Origin of the sequence: Mesorhizobium sp. DCY119, from assembly GCF_003590645.1 — a bacterium.
In the GTDB taxonomy this organism is placed as follows: domain Bacteria; phylum Pseudomonadota; class Alphaproteobacteria; order Rhizobiales; family Rhizobiaceae; genus Mesorhizobium_M.
The window spans coordinates 1-17,017 of sequence record NZ_CP031834.1 but is presented as its reverse complement, the minus strand read 5'-3'; the positions used below and the strand labels follow the sequence as shown (position 1 = coordinate 17,017).

General features: G+C 60.0%; 19 protein-coding genes and 1 pseudogene. 13 read left to right on the top strand and 7 right to left on the bottom strand.

All coding sequences use genetic code 11. From position 1 onward, the window contains the following. Positions 1-28 precede the first annotated feature (28 nt). Both DZG07_RS00100 and DZG07_RS00095 read right to left on the bottom strand, forming a co-directional pair. Positions 29-1,456, bottom strand: coding sequence for an FAD-dependent oxidoreductase (locus DZG07_RS00100; RefSeq protein WP_119813446.1), 1,428 nt, complete (start codon positions 1,454-1,456; stop codon positions 29-31). 61 nt (positions 1,457-1,517) lie between these two features. Continuing rightward, positions 1,518-2,288, bottom strand: a complete 771-nt coding sequence (locus tag DZG07_RS00095; protein ID WP_245429555.1) for a TVP38/TMEM64 family protein — start codon at positions 2,286-2,288, stop codon at positions 1,518-1,520. A 342-nt stretch (positions 2,289-2,630) separates the two neighbouring features. Here DZG07_RS00095 and rpmH point away from each other — a divergent pair, with 342 nt between their 5' ends. Genes rpmH through yidC form a run of 3 tightly spaced genes read left to right on the top strand, consistent with a single transcriptional unit; the run spans position 2,631 to position 4,964 of the window. Next, positions 2,631-2,765, top strand: a complete 135-nt coding sequence (gene rpmH / locus DZG07_RS00090; protein ID WP_008833937.1) for a 50S ribosomal protein L34 — start codon at positions 2,631-2,633, stop codon at positions 2,763-2,765. Positions 2,766-2,783: 18 nt separating this feature from the next. Continuing rightward, positions 2,784-3,137, top strand: a complete 354-nt coding sequence (rnpA, locus tag DZG07_RS00085) for a ribonuclease P protein component (RefSeq protein ID WP_091916323.1) — start codon at positions 2,784-2,786, stop codon at positions 3,135-3,137. 9 nt (positions 3,138-3,146) lie between these two features. After that, on the top strand, positions 3,147-4,964 hold the full coding sequence (gene yidC, locus DZG07_RS00080; protein WP_091916324.1) for a membrane protein insertase YidC: 1,818 nt from the start codon (positions 3,147-3,149) through the stop codon (positions 4,962-4,964). 82 nt (positions 4,965-5,046) lie between these two features. Here yidC and DZG07_RS00075 read toward each other — a convergent pair whose 3' ends face one another. After that, positions 5,047-5,673 (bottom strand): hypothetical protein, encoded by a 627-nt coding sequence (locus DZG07_RS00075; RefSeq protein ID WP_091916325.1) that lies wholly within the window; start codon positions 5,671-5,673, stop codon positions 5,047-5,049. A gap of 249 nt (positions 5,674-5,922) precedes the next feature. Between DZG07_RS00075 and DZG07_RS00070 the strand changes: the two genes are divergently transcribed. Both DZG07_RS00070 and yihA read left to right on the top strand, forming a co-directional pair. After that, positions 5,923-6,561, top strand: coding sequence for a CatB-related O-acetyltransferase (locus DZG07_RS00070; protein ID WP_119821245.1), 639 nt, complete (start codon positions 5,923-5,925; stop codon positions 6,559-6,561). After that, positions 6,558-7,223, top strand: coding sequence for a ribosome biogenesis GTP-binding protein YihA/YsxC (gene yihA / locus DZG07_RS00065; protein WP_162931519.1), 666 nt, complete (start codon positions 6,558-6,560; stop codon positions 7,221-7,223). Before DZG07_RS00070 ends, yihA begins: the two co-directional genes overlap by 4 nt. An 82-nt stretch (positions 7,224-7,305) precedes the next feature. Here yihA and DZG07_RS00060 read toward each other — a convergent pair whose 3' ends face one another. Next, positions 7,306-7,482 carry a DUF1127 domain-containing protein gene (locus tag DZG07_RS00060; RefSeq protein ID WP_119813444.1) on the bottom strand — a complete coding sequence of 59 codons (177 nt, stop codon included), beginning with the start codon at positions 7,480-7,482 and terminating at the stop codon, positions 7,306-7,308. Positions 7,483-7,691: 209 nt separating this feature from the next. Here DZG07_RS00060 and DZG07_RS00055 point away from each other — a divergent pair, with 209 nt between their 5' ends. After that, positions 7,692-8,603: an agmatinase gene (locus DZG07_RS00055; RefSeq protein WP_119813443.1), complete on the top strand. Its 912-nt coding sequence runs from the start codon at positions 7,692-7,694 to the stop codon at positions 8,601-8,603. Here DZG07_RS00055 and DZG07_RS00050 read toward each other — a convergent pair. Then, the gene (locus tag DZG07_RS00050; protein ID WP_119813442.1) at positions 8,584-9,303 is read right to left on the bottom strand and encodes a TetR/AcrR family transcriptional regulator C-terminal domain-containing protein; all 720 of its coding nucleotides are present in this window, start codon (positions 9,301-9,303) and stop codon (positions 8,584-8,586) included. The two genes, DZG07_RS00055 and DZG07_RS00050, sit on opposite strands and share 20 nt — an antisense overlap. Before the next feature lie 193 nt (positions 9,304-9,496). On the opposite strand from DZG07_RS00050, the gene DZG07_RS00045 reads away from it, so the two are divergent. From DZG07_RS00045 to DZG07_RS23670, 3 genes are all read left to right on the top strand, one after another. Continuing rightward, the gene (locus DZG07_RS00045; RefSeq protein WP_119813441.1) at positions 9,497-9,985 is read left to right on the top strand and encodes a RidA family protein; all 489 of its coding nucleotides are present in this window, start codon (positions 9,497-9,499) and stop codon (positions 9,983-9,985) included. A 105-nt stretch (positions 9,986-10,090) separates the two neighbouring features. Further along, a complete protein-coding gene (locus tag DZG07_RS00040) occupies positions 10,091-11,608 on the top strand; it encodes a winged helix-turn-helix domain-containing protein (protein ID WP_197716828.1) in 1,518 nt (505 codons plus the stop codon). 165 nt (positions 11,609-11,773) lie between these two features. Next, complete coding sequence (locus DZG07_RS23670) at positions 11,774-13,189, top strand: hypothetical protein (RefSeq protein ID WP_133304706.1); 1,416 nt, start codon at positions 11,774-11,776, stop codon at positions 13,187-13,189. Positions 13,190-13,281: 92 nt separating this feature from the next. Here the strand turns inward: DZG07_RS23670 and DZG07_RS00030 are convergent, their stop codons facing one another. Further along, a complete protein-coding gene (locus DZG07_RS00030) occupies positions 13,282-13,674 on the bottom strand; it encodes a GFA family protein (RefSeq protein ID WP_119813439.1) in 393 nt (130 codons plus the stop codon). A gap of 137 nt (positions 13,675-13,811) precedes the next feature. Next, positions 13,812-14,144: an antibiotic biosynthesis monooxygenase gene (locus DZG07_RS00025; protein ID WP_119813438.1), complete on the bottom strand. Its 333-nt coding sequence runs from the start codon at positions 14,142-14,144 to the stop codon at positions 13,812-13,814. Between the two features lie 196 nt (positions 14,145-14,340). Here DZG07_RS00025 and blaOXA point away from each other — a divergent pair. The 4 genes and pseudogenes from blaOXA to DZG07_RS00005 all read left to right on the top strand — a co-directional run. Continuing rightward, positions 14,341-15,143, top strand: a pseudogene (gene blaOXA / locus DZG07_RS00020) (class D beta-lactamase). Between the two features lie 78 nt (positions 15,144-15,221). Beyond that, on the top strand, positions 15,222-15,761 hold the full coding sequence (locus DZG07_RS00015; protein WP_091916334.1) for a sigma-70 family RNA polymerase sigma factor: 540 nt from the start codon (positions 15,222-15,224) through the stop codon (positions 15,759-15,761). Then, positions 15,758-16,480 carry an anti-sigma factor gene (locus DZG07_RS00010; RefSeq protein ID WP_119813437.1) on the top strand — a complete coding sequence of 241 codons (723 nt, stop codon included), beginning with the start codon at positions 15,758-15,760 and terminating at the stop codon, positions 16,478-16,480. The genes DZG07_RS00015 and DZG07_RS00010 overlap by 4 nt, the downstream gene beginning before the upstream one ends. Before the next feature lie 221 nt (positions 16,481-16,701). Next, positions 16,702-17,017, top strand: a 316-nt coding sequence (locus tag DZG07_RS00005; protein ID WP_133304705.1) for a fasciclin domain-containing protein, incomplete at its 3' end; no start/stop codon positions are given.

Genomic DNA, 17,017 nt, shown 5'->3' with positions numbered 1-17,017 from the left:
TGTCTCAAACTCTCGATTCGCCGCCTATCTAGCCGAAATACCGTAGAAAGGCGATCAGGCGCCGAACCAGCTTCTTGCGCGTGGCGGGAGTAAAGTAGGTGATTGCGGCGCGTTTGCCAATTTCGCCCATGGTGGGATAAGGCGCGACAAAGCCGGCGATGTCGCGAACGCCCAGCTTCTTCGACAGCGCCAGCGACCAGAAATTTATCATTTCGCCGGCACCAGAACCGACGATCGAGACGCCAAGGATTTTGCCTCTCCCATCGGTCACCAGCTTGATATGGCCATGCGTCTTTCGCTCCGCCTGGGCGCGATCGTTTTCGGCATAGGGCCAGCGCAGCACGCGAATGGTCTTTTGCTTTTTGGCGGCTTCGGCTTCGGAAAGGCCGACATGGGCGATTTCCGGGTCGGTGAAGGTGACGCGCGGAATGATGTCGAGGTTCTCACGCGCCGAGAGCCGGAACAGCATGGCCCGTATCACCAGCCCGGCATGGTAGTTGGCGACATGGGTGAATTGCAGCGAGCCCGCGACATCGCCGACGGCATAGAGGCGGCGGTTGCTGCTGCGCAGCGTGTCGTCGACCTTGATGCCCTTCTGGTCGCGGAGGATGCCTGCCTTGTCGAGGTCGAGCCCGGCGACATTGGCCGAGCGTCCCGCCGCCAGCAGAAGATGCGAGCCATCGATCTTTTTCGCACCGGCAGCAGTCTCCAGGAACAGGCGCACACCGGCTTCACCAAGGCTTTCGACGCGCGTGACCTTCGCACCTTCGCGGATATCGACGCCTTCGGCGCGGATACGCGCGAGCGCGATAGCCGAAATCTCGGGGTCTTCCTTGCCGAGCGCGCGCTCCGCCTCGATGACCGTCACGTCCGAACCAAGCCTATGGTAAGCCTGCGCCAATTCCATGCCGATCGGGCCGCCGCCGACGATGATGAGATGGCCGGGGCGCTGCGTGAGGTCGAATACCGTCTCGTTGGTGAGGTAATCTGTTGAATCGAGCCCCGGTATCGGTGGGATCAGCGGCGAAGAGCCTGTGGCTACGACGAAGCGCCGGGCGCGGATTTCGACATCACCGGCAATGACCGTCCGGGCATCCTTAAAGCGGGCTTCCGCTTGGATCACATGGACGCCGAGTGCGGCGAACCGTCCGACGGAATCATTGGGAGCGATCGATGCGATCACCTCGTGGATATGTCGATGCACCGCCTCGAAGTCGATTTCCGGCTCAACCGGAGCGATGCCGAACCCGGCGCCGCCTCGCATGGCATGCGCCTGTTTTGCAGCCGCGATCAGTGCCTTGGAGGGCACGCAGCCATAGTTGAGGCAGTCGCCTCCCATCTTGCCCTTTTCGATCAGAACGACATGGACGCCGAACGCAGCGGCTGCCGCCGCGACCGACAGACCGCCTGACCCGGCGCCGATCACACAGATGTCCGGGGTAAGCGTTTGCGTCATGAGGTCCCTTGTGAAAGCAGGGCAGGAAGGCGGATGCGGATCGAATTCCGGCTGCCGCGAGTCACAGCATGCGTGATATCCATACCTTCTTTACGACGGCGGCAAGTGCCGCGACAAGCGCAAGGGCCACGAAGGCGATGGTGATCTGCGGTGTGACCAGGTCGCGTATGGTTGCCTGCTGGCCGGCGTTCCTGGCCGCGATGAGCACGCTGTCGCAGCCCTGCCCGAGCCAGGCATAGGCGAATGCGCCCGGCATGATGCCTATGAAGGTTGCGACGATGTAGGTGCGCAGGCGTACCTTGAACAGCGCCGGGGCGATGTTGACGATGAAGAACGGCACGAACGGTGCTATCCGCAGCACGAGGAGATAGGCAAAGGCATTCTTTTCGAAGCCGCGCGAGAGTTTGGTTGCCACGCTGCCGACGCGCTCTCTCACATAGCCGGAGCAGAAGGTGCGCGCTGCCATGAAGATGATCGTGGCGCCAACCGTCGCGCCGACAATGGCGAGCACGCCGCCAAACAGCCAGCCGAACAGGAAGCCGCCGAAGATCGTCAGGACGGAAGCGGCCGGAAAGGAGAAGGCGACGGCAAGTGTATAGAGGACCACGAAGCCGAGCGGCGCGATGACAGGATTGGCCGCCACGAAGGCCTTCAAGGCTTGCCGGCTTTGGCCAAGATAGTCCAGCGACAGATATTGGTGCCAGCCCAGTGCGTAGCCAAGCACGAGGCCTGCAGCTATGATTGCGAGCGGAACAAAATGCCAGCGCCCCGGTTCGGGCATGCCGCCATCGCAGTTTCCGCTAATATTGGCTCCGGCAGCCTTTTGGTTCACCGTCTCGCTTCCATCATCGTCCTGCGCGGGTTACCGCGGCAAGAGGCCGGTCCGCCTGGGTTCAGTTGATAGACAAAAGCCGCCGAAGCAAGCAGTTCTCGTATAAACTCACCGTCTGTTGATCGCGTTTCACGAAATGCTCACCCCGCCGTGACGCATTTTACGGTGCGGTGGCAGCCGCAAATCCGGCGATTGACTCAGCGAAACCTTCTTTCTATAAGCCCGCACACGCTCGGGCCCTTCGTCCGGCGCAATTTGCATTGCGCCAAGATAAGCCCGGCACAGCTCCTGTTACATGAGTGACAGATACAAGAAGGGCCGCACACCGCGGTATTAAAACAAATGAAGCGTACCTATCAGCCATCTAAACTCGTCCGTAAGCGTCGGCACGGTTTCCGTGCGCGCATGGCCACCAAGGGTGGTCGCGGCGTCGTCGCAGCTCGCCGCAACCGCGGCCGCAAGCGGCTGTCCGCATAAGAAGAAGAGAAGAGACCGTTGCCGGATAACGGCAAGTCAGAATTTCTGCCTCCGCTGCGGCTTCGCAAGCGAGCTGAATTTCTTGCCGTCCGGCGTGGTGAAAAGCGCCGCGGGCGGCTTTTCCTCATGGAAGTCCTGGATCGCGGCGTGACGGAAGCACCGCGAGTCGGCTTCACGGTCACCAAGAAGGTCGGAAATGCGGTTGTTCGCAATCGCATCCGCCGCCGCCTCAAGGAGGCGGTTCGCGTCCATGCCGCAGGTGACATGCAGCCTGGCAAGGACTATGTGATCGTCGGGCGGGAAGATATCCTGACGGCTCCTTTCGATGAGCTTGCTGCCGAGCTCAAACGACGAATTCGCGGAACGCGTTAAGGGTTTTCGATGGAAAACAACCGGAATTTCTTCATCACGATCGCGCTTTCGGTGCTGATCCTGACCCTGTGGCAGGTGTTCTACATGAACCCGCGCATCGAGCGCGAGCGTCAGACCGCACAGATCGAAGCCCAGCGCGTCGAAGCCGAAAAGAAGGCCCAGCAGCCGGCCGGTCAGGGCGCTACGGGCGCTGATGTTCCTGCTACGCCGGGCGCGGTTCCCGCTATTCCGGGCGTCGACGGCGCCACCTCGGTGAGCCGCGACCAGACCGTTGGTTCCTCGCAGCGCGTCAAGATCGACACGCCGAGCCTTGCCGGCTCGATCAATCTGACCGGCGCGCGCATCGACGATCTTCTCCTGAAGGATTATCACCTGACGGTCGACAACAGCTCGCCCGAGATCGATCTGCTCAATCCGGCCGCATTGCCGAACGGCTACTACGCCGAGATCGGCTTCGTCGGCAACGAGGCAACGGGGGCTGTGCCCGGTCCCGATACGGTCTGGACCGCCGACGCCGGCGCTACGCTGACCCCGACATCGCCCGTCACGCTGACCTACACCAACGACAAGGGCCTGACGTTCAAGCGCACGATCAGCGTCGATTCCGACTATATGTTCACGGTCTCCGACACGGTCTCCAACGCTGGTCAGGCACCAGTGACGCTCTCCAACTACGGCCGCGTCATTCGCTTCGACAAGCCGACCACGGCAAGCGTCTACGTGCTGCATGAAGGCCTGATCGGCGTGACCGGCGAAGACGGCCTGCACGAGATCAAATATTCGGCGATCGAGAAGGACAAGCAGGTCGTTCCCGGCAAGTCGAATGATGGCTGGCTCGGCATCACCGATAAATATTGGGCCGTGGCCATGGTGCCTTCCGAGAAGCAGGCGTTTCAGCCGCGCTTCAGCTATTTCAGCGAAGGCCGCCCGCGCTATCAGTCCGACTACATGACCGACCCGCTGACCGTCGATGCCGGTCAGTCGGCAACCGTTGAGACCATGGTCTTCGCCGGCGCCAAGGAAGTGGCCAAGATCAATGGCTATGAGAAGGACCGCAACATCCGCCAGTTCAATCTCCTGATTGACTGGGGCTGGTTCTATTTCATCACCAAGCCGATGTTCTGGCTGATCGACACGCTCTACAAGCTGCTCGGCAATTTCGGCCTGTCGATCCTCGCCACCACCGTTATCGTCAAGGCCATCTTCTTCCCGCTCGCCAACAAGTCCTACAAGTCCATGGCGAACATGAAGATGGTGCAGCCCAAGATGCTGGAAATCCGCGAGAAATACGCGGATGACAAGATGAAGCAGCAGCAGGCGATGATGGAGCTGTACAAGACGGAGAAGATCAATCCGCTGGCCGGCTGCTGGCCGGTGCTGATCCAGATCCCGGTCTTCTTCGCGCTCTACAAGGTGCTCTACATCACTATCGAAATGCGCCATGCGCCGTTCTTCGGCTGGATTCAGGATCTGGCCGCGCCCGATCCGACCTCGCTGTTCAACCTGTTCGGCTTGCTGCCGTTCATGGTGCCGCAGTACCTCCATATCGGCGTATGGCCGCTCATCATGGGCGTCACCATGTTCCTGCAGATGCGCATGAACCCGACGCCGCCGGACCCGACGCAGGCGATGATCTTCACCTGGATGCCGGTGATCTTCACCTTCATGCTGGCATCGTTCCCGGCGGGCCTCGTCATCTACTGGGCGTGGAACAACTCGCTGTCGATCCTGCAGCAGGGCATCATCATGAAGCGCCAGGGCGCCAAGATCGAGCTCTGGGACAACCTCGTGGCCTTGTTCAAGAAGAAACCGTCGCCCGCTGAATAGCGGGACCCCCGATCGAAAAAGCCCCGGCATGCCGGGGCTTTTTTGTTTCGTAGCATCAAGGGATTGCCGTTCCTTGAACCGCTCAATTAATGCCGTAGATCTTGGCGATCCGCTGATAATAGTCGTTGGCGTCATCCAGCCTTTTCATGAACTGCGTGGCGACCTCGGGTCTGGTAGGCGGGCATCCCTTGCTGACGTAGTAGTCGGCATCGCGGAGGATGCCGGAATGGGTCGCGTAGAAATTCACGAAAAGAGCAAGGTTGGGATCGCCGAAATCCGCCAGCTTGGGTGCTATCGAATCGTAGATCGGGGTGGACCGCACGAAGGCGTTGTCCAGTTCTTCGATGACGCCGGAGCAGCCGGCTGAACCGACCGCCGCCGCATCGCCGCTGACGGCGTGAAAGGTTGCCGCGGTTTGTCGTACCCTCTGAAGCACGTCGTTCATGCTTCTGGCCTCAACGGCGAGTGCGTGGCCGGCATGGACGGTTGCCTCGGCGTTTCGCTGAGCCGTCGTTTCCTGCTGGAAAGCAGTGCTTAGCGCCAGAATGCCCGCTGCCGTCGCAAAGCCTATCAGCGTTCCGAGCATGGTTTGCCATTCCCGGAGCGTACCGATCCAGGTCACTGCGCCGTCCGTTCGTATGTCGGTCAGAATCACGATGACAAGACCGGCGACGATGAGCGCAACTGCTATTGAAGATATTGCGAGCATGGAATTTTCCGCGCACTTGCCGCTGAAAGTAGCCGAAATTCTCCAGAAGCAACAGCGGTCGCATAAATGCCGTTCCTGCAGCGATCGGCAATTCATTGTGGACGCACCGGGGTCTCCCGGCTAAACAGGTCACCAACAGGAGTTGTTTCGATGGTCGGTTAAGCGAGATCCGTTTTCGTCAGGCGTCAAATGCGCCGGAGCGGATCGCATCATTTCACCCCTTGCGAACCCATCTCGACGGAACTTGCCATGACTGGTCCCAATCCATCCATCAAACACCCGATGCCGCTTCACCCGCGCGTCGGCTTCCTCAAGGCGCTTGTCGACGCTGAAAACATCGAAATCGGCGATTTCACCTATTACGACGATCCCGAAGGTCCCGACCGCTTCGTCGAGAAATGCGTGCTGCATCATTACCCCTTCATCGGCGACAAGCTGACCATCGGGAAGTACTGCGCAATCGCTGAAGGCGCGAAATTCATCATGAACGGCGCCAACCATGCCATGTCCGGCTTTTCGACCTATCCGTTCAACATCTTCGGCCACGGCTGGGAGGAGGGGTTTGACCCCGCCACATGGTCCAAGGAGGTGCGCGGCGATACTGTGATCGGCAATGACGTCTGGATCGCCATGGAGGCGCTGATCATGCCGGGCGTCACCATCGGAGATGGCTCGATCGTTGCCGCGCGTGCAGTCGTTACTCATGACGTGCCGCCTTACTCCATCGTTGCCGGCAATCCGGCCAAAGTCGTCAAGACGCGCTTCGACAGAAGGACCGTCGATCGCCTGCTGAGGGTGGCCTGGTGGGATTGGCCGGTTGACAAGGTGACGCGTAACCTTGATGCCATACGCGGCGCCGACATTTCCCGGCTGGAGCAAGCGAATTGAGCGAATACACAAAGTCGAGCCTGCCGGTGGCGAGCAGCCTCTTCACCAACACATGGATTTTCATCCGCGGCGTCCCGTCGATGAAGTTCCTGCCGCCGGAAGGTCCGCCCGAGATCGCCTTTGCCGGGCGCTCCAATGTCGGCAAGTCTTCGCTGATCAACGGGCTGGTCGGGCAGAAGGGCCTTGCGCGCACGTCCAACACGCCCGGGCGTACGCAGGAGCTCAACTATTTCGTGCCGGACGGCTTTTCGGGGGTGGGCGACGATCTTCCGCCGATGGCGCTGGTCGACATGCCGGGCTACGGCTACGCCAAGGCGCCGAAGGATCAGGTCGACGAATGGACCAAGCTAGTCTTCGACTATCTCAAGGGGCGGGTCACGCTGAAGCGCGTCTATGTCCTGATCGATGCGCGCCATGGCATCAAGAAGAATGACGAGGACGTGTTGACCCTTCTCGACAAGGCCGCCGTCTCCTACCAGATCGTTTTGACCAAGACCGACAAGATCAAGGCGGCCGGCGTGCCGCGCCTGATCACCGAGACGCTGGAAAAGATTCGCAAGCGTGCGGCTGCCTTTCCCACCGTCATCGCCACCTCTTCGGAGAAGGGCGACGGCATGGAGGAACTGCGCGAGGCGATCGCGCTGGCGGTTCGCGGCGGCTGAACGACGAGCCGGTCTCGCAGACCTTGCCGGCGAACCACAGCGGCAAGTAGAAACTGCGACCGGCTTTCATTGCGGCATTCGCCTATGCTTGCCAGAAGCGCTTGGCGATCTCAGCCTCGGCCTGTCGTTTCGTCAGGCCGATATCCTCGATCAAATGGGGATTGGCCTTCGCCATTTTCTCAAGGTTCCAGCGAAAGCGTATCCGCTCGCTCCAGGTCGCGATGATGCTTCGTGGGGCGGACGCAAATGTATCGTTCATGGCAACCTCCTATGGTTGAGGGCCGGAGCCCTTGACCTGAAAGAGGCTGAATTCTGCAGGATGCGAACAGCGCCGTAATTAAGCGCGCACAAATAGTTCCAAAAACTTCCAAACGGGCTAATCTTGCGACTTCATAGGCTTGGCGCAGGATTTCGCCCCTGCCGCAAAGGGCCTCCATCCCGCCCCTCAATCATCAAGATCATCAAGAAATGACCAGCTCACCTTCCTTTCTCGGCCTTCCTGATCGCCTCGCTGATGGCCTCATGCCCCGTGCGGTCATCTTCGGAGCCGCTCACGGCAGCACCTATCCCGGCGAGGACAGCAACGGCTATGAGTTGGCCGCCAACGCCATCCGCGCTGCGAGCCAGGCGGATGCCGCGCTGGTCGAGCACTGGGATTTCGATCTCGGCGGTCCGCTGTTCGACGGCAAGCCGGCCTGCTGCATCGACACCGGCGACATCGCGACCACCATGCATGACAATGCCGGCAACCGGGCCCGGATCGAGGCCAAGACGCGCGAGGTCCTGGCCTTGCCGGCGGTGCCGATCCTCATCGGCGGCGATGATTCCGTGGTCATTCCCTTCCTCGCCGGCTTCGCCGAGCACGGTCCGGTCTGGATCCTGCAGATCGACGCCCATATCGACTGGCGCGATGAGGTGAAGGGCGAGCGCTACGGCTATTCGAACCCGATGCGGCGGGCGAGCGAGATGGCGCATGTCGCCGGCATGGTGCAGGTCGGCCTGCGCAGCGTCGGCAGCGCGCGCCTCGCCGAGATTGAAGCGGCGCAGCGCTACGGCAGCCGCTTCGTCACCGCCCGCGAGGTTCATGCCGAGGGCATCGACACCGCTCTGCGGCATATTCCGCAAGGAGCCCGTGTCATCGTCACCCTCGACTGCGACGGCCTCGATCCCGGCATCATGCCGGGCGTGGCGGCGCGTACGCCCGGCGGCCTCACCTACACACAGGTTATCGACCTGATCGCGGGCCTCGGCAGGCGCGCCAGGATCGCAGGATTCGATCTAGTCGAGCTCTATCCGCCCGCCGACATTGATGGCCTGTCGGCCCTGACCGCCGCGCGCCTTCTCGTCAACGCGATCGGCGCTATCGCCCGGCAGGTTTGAGCCCCGGCTTTGGAGAGAGGCCATCGAGCAGGAAGCCGAGGCCTTTCCGGAAAGCACCGTCCCAATCGTTATCCAACAGCAGGCGCGAGCGTTCGATCGTCGGGTAGAGTTCGCTGCGACGTGTAAGGCGCTGCTGCGCGGCCGCCCTGTCGTCGTCCGAGACGTCGAAGCTCGCTCGGGTTATGGTAGCGCCCATCACATAATTCCAGAGCGACCATATCGCGGCGTTCATATCTGCGTCCGCTACACCGGCTTTGGACAAGGTCTTGCCCAGCAGTTCCAGGAGACTGAGGATGTTCGGGCCAAGCGCCCGGCGCGGCAACAGCGATACCGACCAGGGATGGCGCAGCATGCTGGCGCGCCAGTCATCGAGCATATGAACGACTTCCTGGCGCCAGTCTTGAGGCTCGGCCGTTTGCGGCTGTCCGCGATATTCGAGCACCGAGTCGAGTGCCAGATCGAAGACATCTTCTTTGTTGTCGACATGCCAATACAGGCTCATCACGCCCGAGCCGAGGCGATCGGCCAGCCGACGCATCGTCATTCCGTCGAGCCCTTGAGCATCCAGCAGGTCTACCGCGGTGGCCACGATACGTTCGCGCGAAAGCGGCGGTTCACCGCGCTGCTCCTGCACGGGCAGCGGCCGCTCGCTTTTCCGTTGAGATCGTTTGCCCTGGGCGCCGCTGCGTTTGGCTGCCATTCGTCTTCCCCGCTGCTCAGAACGTCGATTTTGGCAGGCAACGTCAGGAATGTCGATCTTGAACGCTTGACTCGTACGACGTACCATAGGATGACTCGTACATCGCACGAGTCCTATGGGCGATGGGCTAAAAGTTCAATCATGCCGGCCGCGAGGGGACGTTGCTCGCAGTCCGCAGAGCCAAGAGAAAAACATGTCACGCGCAATCAAGCGTCTGCTTGTCGGAGGGCTAATCATCATGACCATGGGAATTCCCGCTGCGGCGACTGCGGCTGAGAATGATCTCAAGCTGACCATCGTCAATCCACCAAACCTCTATGACCCTTCGCCGAATGGCTACAGCACGGCGGTAATCGTGCCCAGCGCAGCCCGGGTGGCCTACATCTCCGGACAGGGCGGCCAAGACGGCACAGGAGCCTTGTCTCCAGACTTCGCGGTCCAGGTTAAGCAGGCCTACGCAAATTTGCGCACCGCCCTCGACGCGCTCGGTGCCAGGCCGGATCAGGTTGCCAAGCTCACGGTCTTCGTGGTCGATCACGATATGTCGAAGCTTGGGGTGCTGACCGAGAACGTCAAGGAAATGTTCGGCGAGGCGCTGCCGGCCCAGACATTGATCCCCGTGCCGAAGCTCGCAATCGACCCTATGCTATTCGAGGTGGAGGCGGTGGTCGTGCTTGACTAGCGGGGCGGCGCTTTTGGCCCCATCGCTCGAATTGAAATGGGTCGAGCAGGATAGGAAAAGCGCAGGCTCTCCAGCAGTTCGCAAAAATGTCCAAACGGGCTAAAGATGCGCCGCATGCAGGGATCGCGCTTTGCCTTTGGTCCATTCGTGCTTGATCCGGGTGCGGGAACGCTCCTTCGGGACGATGTTCCCGTTGCCGTTGGCTACCGTGCGCTGAAGCTGCTTGCCGCACTCGTAGGGCGGCCGGGTGAAATCCTCGGCAAGGCCGAGTTGATGGATGCGGCGTGGCCGGCTACGGCCGTCGAGGAAGGTAACCTCACCGTCCAGATCGCGCAGCTGCGAAAGCTGCTTGGCCCTACCGCTGAAGGCGGGGAATGGATCGTCACGGTTCCGCGTGTCGGCTACCGCTTCTCGGGTGCCGTCGAGCAGCTCATGGACGCGAAGCGAAAACCTTCGCCGCTGCCCGACAAACCATCGATAGCCGTGCTGCCTTTCCTTAATCTCAGCAACGATCCCGAGCAGGGCGTCTTCGCGGATGGCTTGACCGAAGACCTGATCACTGACCTGTCCAGGATCTCCGGCCTGTTCGTCATCGCGCGCAACTCGGCCTTTGCCTACAAGGGAAAGGCGCTTGCCGTGCGCGCGATCGCCGAGGAGCTTGGCGTGCGCTACGTGCTGGAAGGAAGTGCCAGACGCGCCGCCGGGCGCGTGCGCATCAACGCGCAACTGGTAGACGCGGTGAGTGGCGAGCATCTCTGGGCGGAACGTTTCGATCGCAGCCTGGAAGATATCTTTGCCGTTCAGGACGAGGTGACGGCCAAGATCGTGGAGGCGTTGCTTGGCCGCCTGCGCGCACTCCCACCGCGCAAGCGGCCAGAAAATCTGGAGGCTTACGATCTCTGCGTGCGGGCGCGCAGGCTGATGGATGACACGCCGCAGAGTGCGCGGGAAGCGCATCTGATGCTGACGCGCGCGGTCTCGCTCGATCCGGAATATGCCGAAGCCTATCGCTGGCTCGCCATGAACCACTGGATGGGATGGGTGCATTCCGGCGGACCAACGGAAGCCGACCGCAGCGTTGCCCTGGAACTGGCGCGCAAGGCTGTTGCGATCGATCCCGACGATGCCGGCTGCCGCTGGGTCCTGGCTTACCTGCTTGCCTATGAGCGCAGCTTCGCCGAGGCGGACGCGGAGTTCGAGCGTGCGATCGCACTCGACCCGAACGAGGCCGACGCCTGGGCGGCATTGTCCGACATCGCGGTGCTGGCCGGGCGGATCGAGCACGGCCTCGAGCATATCGCCAAGGCGTTCCGGCTGAACCCGTTTCCGGCAAGCTGGTACTATCTGACGCTCGGCCAGGCGCAATATGCACACCGAGAATACGAAGCCGCTGTAGAGACCCTACGCCGGGACGAGACCTACCACACAAGCTCACGCCGCTTCCTGGCGGCAAGCCTTGCCCAACTCGGCCGGTTCGACGAGGCGCGCGCAGAGGCCGAACTGTTCCTCGTCAGCAACCCGGATTTCACGACCCGCCACTGGGCCGCGACGGAGCCCTTCCGCGACGCGAAGACGCTCGAGCATTTCGTGGATGGGTTTCGCAAGGCGGGACTGCCCGAGTGATGCGGGGCACGCCATGTCGAGCAGGCTTCGACGCAGACATCTTCTCCGCTCGACGCTCCTGGAGTAACCAAGAGGAACTGTAGGCTGTTCTTGCCGGTGGAGATGATTGTAGGCTAGTGCCTTGACGCAACTGACTGACGCTTTTGGGAACTACTGGTTTTGCTCATGCCGAGACGAGACAATGACACTCCATCCAAAGTACGAATATTCGGAAATGATGGTGCCATTTCTGCTTCTGTGATTTTTCATCAAGAACAGCATTATCTACATCCTAACCTCATATACGTTCTCGGCAATCGGGAAGCCGAACTCGAGACAATGAGACTGGATGTTGGAGGAGACCTAACATGGGAAGCCACGAGTAACCCGAGTTGGCCGTATGGATCAGACAATACTTATGACTCGACGACTACAGGGTCAGGACATCTCTACTCAAGCGGCGCGGCTGCCGGACTAAATATCGATGAAGAGACCATACAGACCGTTGCTGAGATACGTCTTCTCAAGACAACTGAATGCTATCGTGGTGATGGTCTTGGCGGTGCTTTGCGTGCGACCTATTGGTTTTTGCAAAGACCTCGGCATTGGCGCGTATACCCCCGCAGCCTCGGAAAAAAAGATCGAGCTTATAAAACTGGTGACTGGACCTCTTTGGGGTTCCTTCCACTCAAGTTCAGAGTAATTTCGTGGTCACTTGATCGCGACGATCCACGTTTATCAATCGAAAAAGAAACTTTGGAAATTCCTGGCATTCAGATTGAACCAACGGACTCGAACATAAGCCCAGAGACTTTCTACGCTTCATCAGATGAACTTTGGCATTTGCTGCGAATCTTGCTTACAGTTGAACTTCGACAACACATCGCTACCTTACGAGAGGATCGAATTTCACCGAATGAGGTATCTAATACTTGGCACTCTGTTGCGGTTCGGCCGAGGGAGAGGCTAACAGGACATCCCGCCGACAACATCTACTATGGTCAACGACTCGAGACTTATCTCAAGAGGGGAGCAGTGTCGTTATCGACCCACTCAAAACAAAAGGAACTACTCCACGCTGCTGCACACGGCTATATAAATTCGTTTGACCCGCTGATGTGGGAGGCGGGATTAACCAGCTGTGTAGAGGCGATAGAACGGTTGGTCAGTGTTTTCGAGAAAACAATGCTGATTTCCCGCGAGCTGATCCCGACTAAAGAGTGGAAGCCTCTAGCTAAGGTCCTCAAGGATACCGTTTCTACTCTCCCGATAGGAGCCGCTGTCGCGGCGCGACTCAAAAAACAACTAAGCCATCCGCCGAGTCTCGAACTGGAAGAACGGATTCTGAGAATGGCGAAGAGATATAAGCTTCACTCCAATACAAACCAATTGTTCGTTAACTTAGCGCGTATGATTGGAGCACGAAACGCTATCGTTCACGGGAGACTGATATCGGATCATAATCTGACCTACGTCGAGTTGATACGTTCACGAGCGATCTTCGAGAAATTATTCTTATGCTTTTGTGGCTGCGCCAATTTCAAGATGAACGGTTACGCACTACATGTCATTGAAAACTACAATAGGAGAGCAAGCGAATAAGTAGTTCTCCTGCGATTATGGACGTCTCCAGGGGTTGGTTTGACTGAGAAGTGGTATGTGAAAGAGCTTGAAACCGGGACCCTTCGTGCCGCCTACTCCTCAAAGCGACCCTTCGCCTCACGATCACGCTCATATCGTCTCATGTGCGGAAATGGCGGCAGCCAGGACTCGCGACGCGCGGTCCAGCTTTCGTAGGTTGGCATCAATTGGTCGGGGGCATCCAGGGCGCCCAGGTGCACTTCGATTTCGTCCCCGCTGCGTGCAAAAACGGATGAGCCGCAACGAGGACAGAAAAACCGCCCGGCGTAGTCGCGTGTCTCGCCATCGATCGTCACCGCCTCCTGAGGGAATATCGCGGCAGCATAAAAAAGCGCACCATGATGCTTGCGGCAGTCGAGGCAGTGACAAATGCCGACCCGGTAAGGCGTACCCGACGCCACAAGTCGGACGTTGCCGCACAGGCAACCGCCGGTGAATCGGTCCATGCTGCGCCTCCTCCAGGATCAAGCGATCAGAATGGCTACAACGAACAGGACAGTCCTTGCAAATTGCGCGCCCGCAGCCGCTCGCGGAGGAAAGGGAAGATCGGGCGATGTTGGCGGCTTGCCGCGCGTCACGCCGCCTATATCTGTCCGACTTCGTGGACAACCTGGTAATAACCCGGTCCCGCACTTTCGATCAGCGGCCTGACCTTCTGGACGTGTTCGGCGAAACGGCTGGTTTCGTGCACGCGCTTGTGGTCGCCGATCGTGTCGAAGGCGCTCATTATGATCGCCGTCCGGCCGTCGGTGGCGCGATGCAGGCGGCTGCCGCGCCAGCCTTTGACGACGCCCGCCGATCCATCGAGATTGGCCTTCTGGATCGCGATGAAATCGTCGAGCCTGCCCGGTTTCACGGTGAAGATGTTGATGAAGACGACGGGGCCGAGGTCGTCGTTCTGAACTGCTGCTTGCATGATAACATTCTCCCTGGTTCGGGACTTTCCCGATAGGTCGAATGGGTTTGTAGGACCTCAAGCGCAGTTGAGGTCAAGCGAAAATAGATGTTCAAACCGAAGCGGCGTCAACACATCGGTAACCAGTTAGCGGTTCCGTGCGGGCCTGCACTGCACCCAGCCGAACGGATTTCGAACAATGATCGACAAACTCAGGATGCCCGCGCTTTTGCTTGCCTTTGCGGCCGGCCTCACCTTTCCAGCCGCGGCTGCTTCGCAGAAAAAAGCCCCCGAATGCACGGTGATACTGGATGCCGCCTCGGGGGATGTCGTTTATCGCGAGGGTGTTTGCGACAAGCGTCTCAACCCGTTCTCGACCTTCAAGTTTCCCTTGGCGCTGATCGGCTACGACGCGGGAATACTTGAGGGCGAACACACGCCTGCCTGGGACTACAAGCCCGAATTCGATGCGGTGAAGCGCGACCGGAAGACCGTCGATCCGACGATCTGGAGAAGGATTCCGTTCTCTGGTTTTCGCGTGAAATCACGCGACGGCTCGGCAAGGAGAAATTCGCCGCCTACGTCAAAAAGCTCGGCTACGGCAACATGGATGTCTCCGGCGATGCCGGCAAGAACAATGGCCTGACGCACTCCTGGCTGAAGTCGTCGCTGAAGATCTCGCCGGACGAACAGGCGGCGCTCGTGCGCAGCTTTCTTGCCGGCGAACTGCCGGTCTCAGGCAAGGCTAACGACATGACCCGGGCGGTCATCCCGAGTTTCGCCTCGCAGGACGGCTGGACCGTCCACGGCAAGACCGGCAGCGGCAGGCTCGGCGATGATGCAGGCAAGGCGAACAGGAACAAGCCTCTGGGCTGGTTCGTCGGCTGGGCTGAGAAGGACGGCCGTAAAGTCGTCTTCGCGCGCATGCAGGTGGGCGCGGACAGCGCCGACTCTCCGAAAGGCCCGAAGGTGCGGGAGATGTTCCTGAAAGAGCTGCCGCAACTGATGAAGCAGCGCTGAAATTGCTGTCCTGCGCGCCGGCGCGGAAACAGCGTCTGTGCCGTTGCAAATCAACTGCAAAGCCCTAGTTTGGCTTCGATGACGCCACAAGACATCACAAAGCTGATCGTCCGGACATCGATGAAGGACCGGGCGGCGTTCGACCTGCTGTATCGGCAGACGAGCGCGAAACTTTTCGGCGTCTGCCTGCGTGTCTTGAACGATCGCGCAGAAGCCGAGGAAGCGTTGCAGGAGGTTTTCGTCAAGATATGGACGAAGGCCGATCGCTTTGCGGTCTCGGATTTGAGCCCGATATCGTGGCTGGTGGCGGTTGCGCGTAATCACGCGATCGATCGCATCCGGGCGCGACGCCAGCCTGCCGTCGATATCGACGCCGCGCTCGACGTGGCCGATCCGGCGCCCGGGCCAGAGGCGGCGGCGGTGGCTGGCGGCGAAAACGAGCGCATCCACCACTGTCTCGAAGAACTGGAAAAGGACCGGGCGGCGGCCGTCCGGGGCGCCTATCTCAAGGGCGAAAGCTATGCCGAGCTGGCGGCGCGCTACAGCGTACCGCTGAACACGATGCGAACCTGGCTGCGCCGCAGCCTGCTTAAACTGAGGGAATGCCTCGAGCGATGACGCTGGCGGACAACAACGAACCGGAACGTGGCGGCGACGCCATGATCGCTGCCGAATACGTTCTTGGCGTTCTGCCGAACGATGAAAGGCAGGGAGCTGCCCGCCGCATCGACGGCGAGCCTGAGTTCGCGCGTCTCGTCGATCGCTGGGAGGTTCACCTGTCCCCGCTCGCCGAAGCCTATCCCGAAATCGAGGCGCCGACGTCCGTGAAGCCCGCCGTCGACCGGCGGCTGTTCTCCGGGGCCGCGCAATCCCAGGCCGCGCGGCAAGCCGGCATGTGGTCGAGCCTCGCCTTCTGGCGTGGCTTGGCTGCCGCCGCCATCGCCGCGCTCGCGATCTATATCGCCGTGCCCTACATCAATCCGCCGGCTCCTGTGCCTGAGAGGCGCCTCGTCGCCTCGCTTGCCGCGGATGGCAGCGATGTGCGTTACCTCGCCGTCTATGATGCCGCTCAAGGCGATGTGGGTCTGTCGCACGTATCGGGTGAACGCGCAGCGGGCCGCGATTTCGAGCTTTGGATGATCGAGGGAACCAATGCGCCGGTCTCCATGGGCGTCATCCCGGTCGGATCGACCATTCATCTGAAGATCTCGCCCGAGTTTCAGAAGAAGCTCGCCACAGGCGCGGTTCTGGCCGTCAGCCTCGAGCCGTCGGGCGGTTCGCCGACCGGCCAGCCGACCGGGCCGGTGGTCGCAGCGGGCGATCTGAAGAATATTTAAACAAAGCTCTTCTCGCCGTTATCACTCTATCGTGAAGTATAAGAGAATATATAATTAGGTAACGCTAATTATATGCGGAAATATAGGGCGTGAATTGGTGCGAGATATTTTATGAATTCCGGAAAGAAATAAATATTTTTTCGCAAGCGCCGAAACTTACTCTTTTCATCCCCGTAACTCCTTGCATCCACCGAATGTGGAATAACCCAGGGAGTTACAAAATGCGTAGATTCACCTCCACCATTCTCGCCGGCGCAGTCGCGCTCTCCGCTCTCGCCACGGTCGCCTATGCCGAAAACCCGAAGGTCGGCGGTGCGGCCATGTTCGAAGACAAGAACATCGTCGAGAACGCGGTAAACTCGAAGGATCACACCACGCTCGTTGCCGCCGTCAAGGCTGCCGGCCTGGTCGAGACCTTGCAGGGCAAGGGTCCGTTCACGGTTTTTGCTCCGACCAACGAAGCTTTCGACGCGCTGCCCAAGGGCACGGTCGAAGAGCTCATCAAGCCGGAGAACAAGGAAAAGCTGACCAAGATCC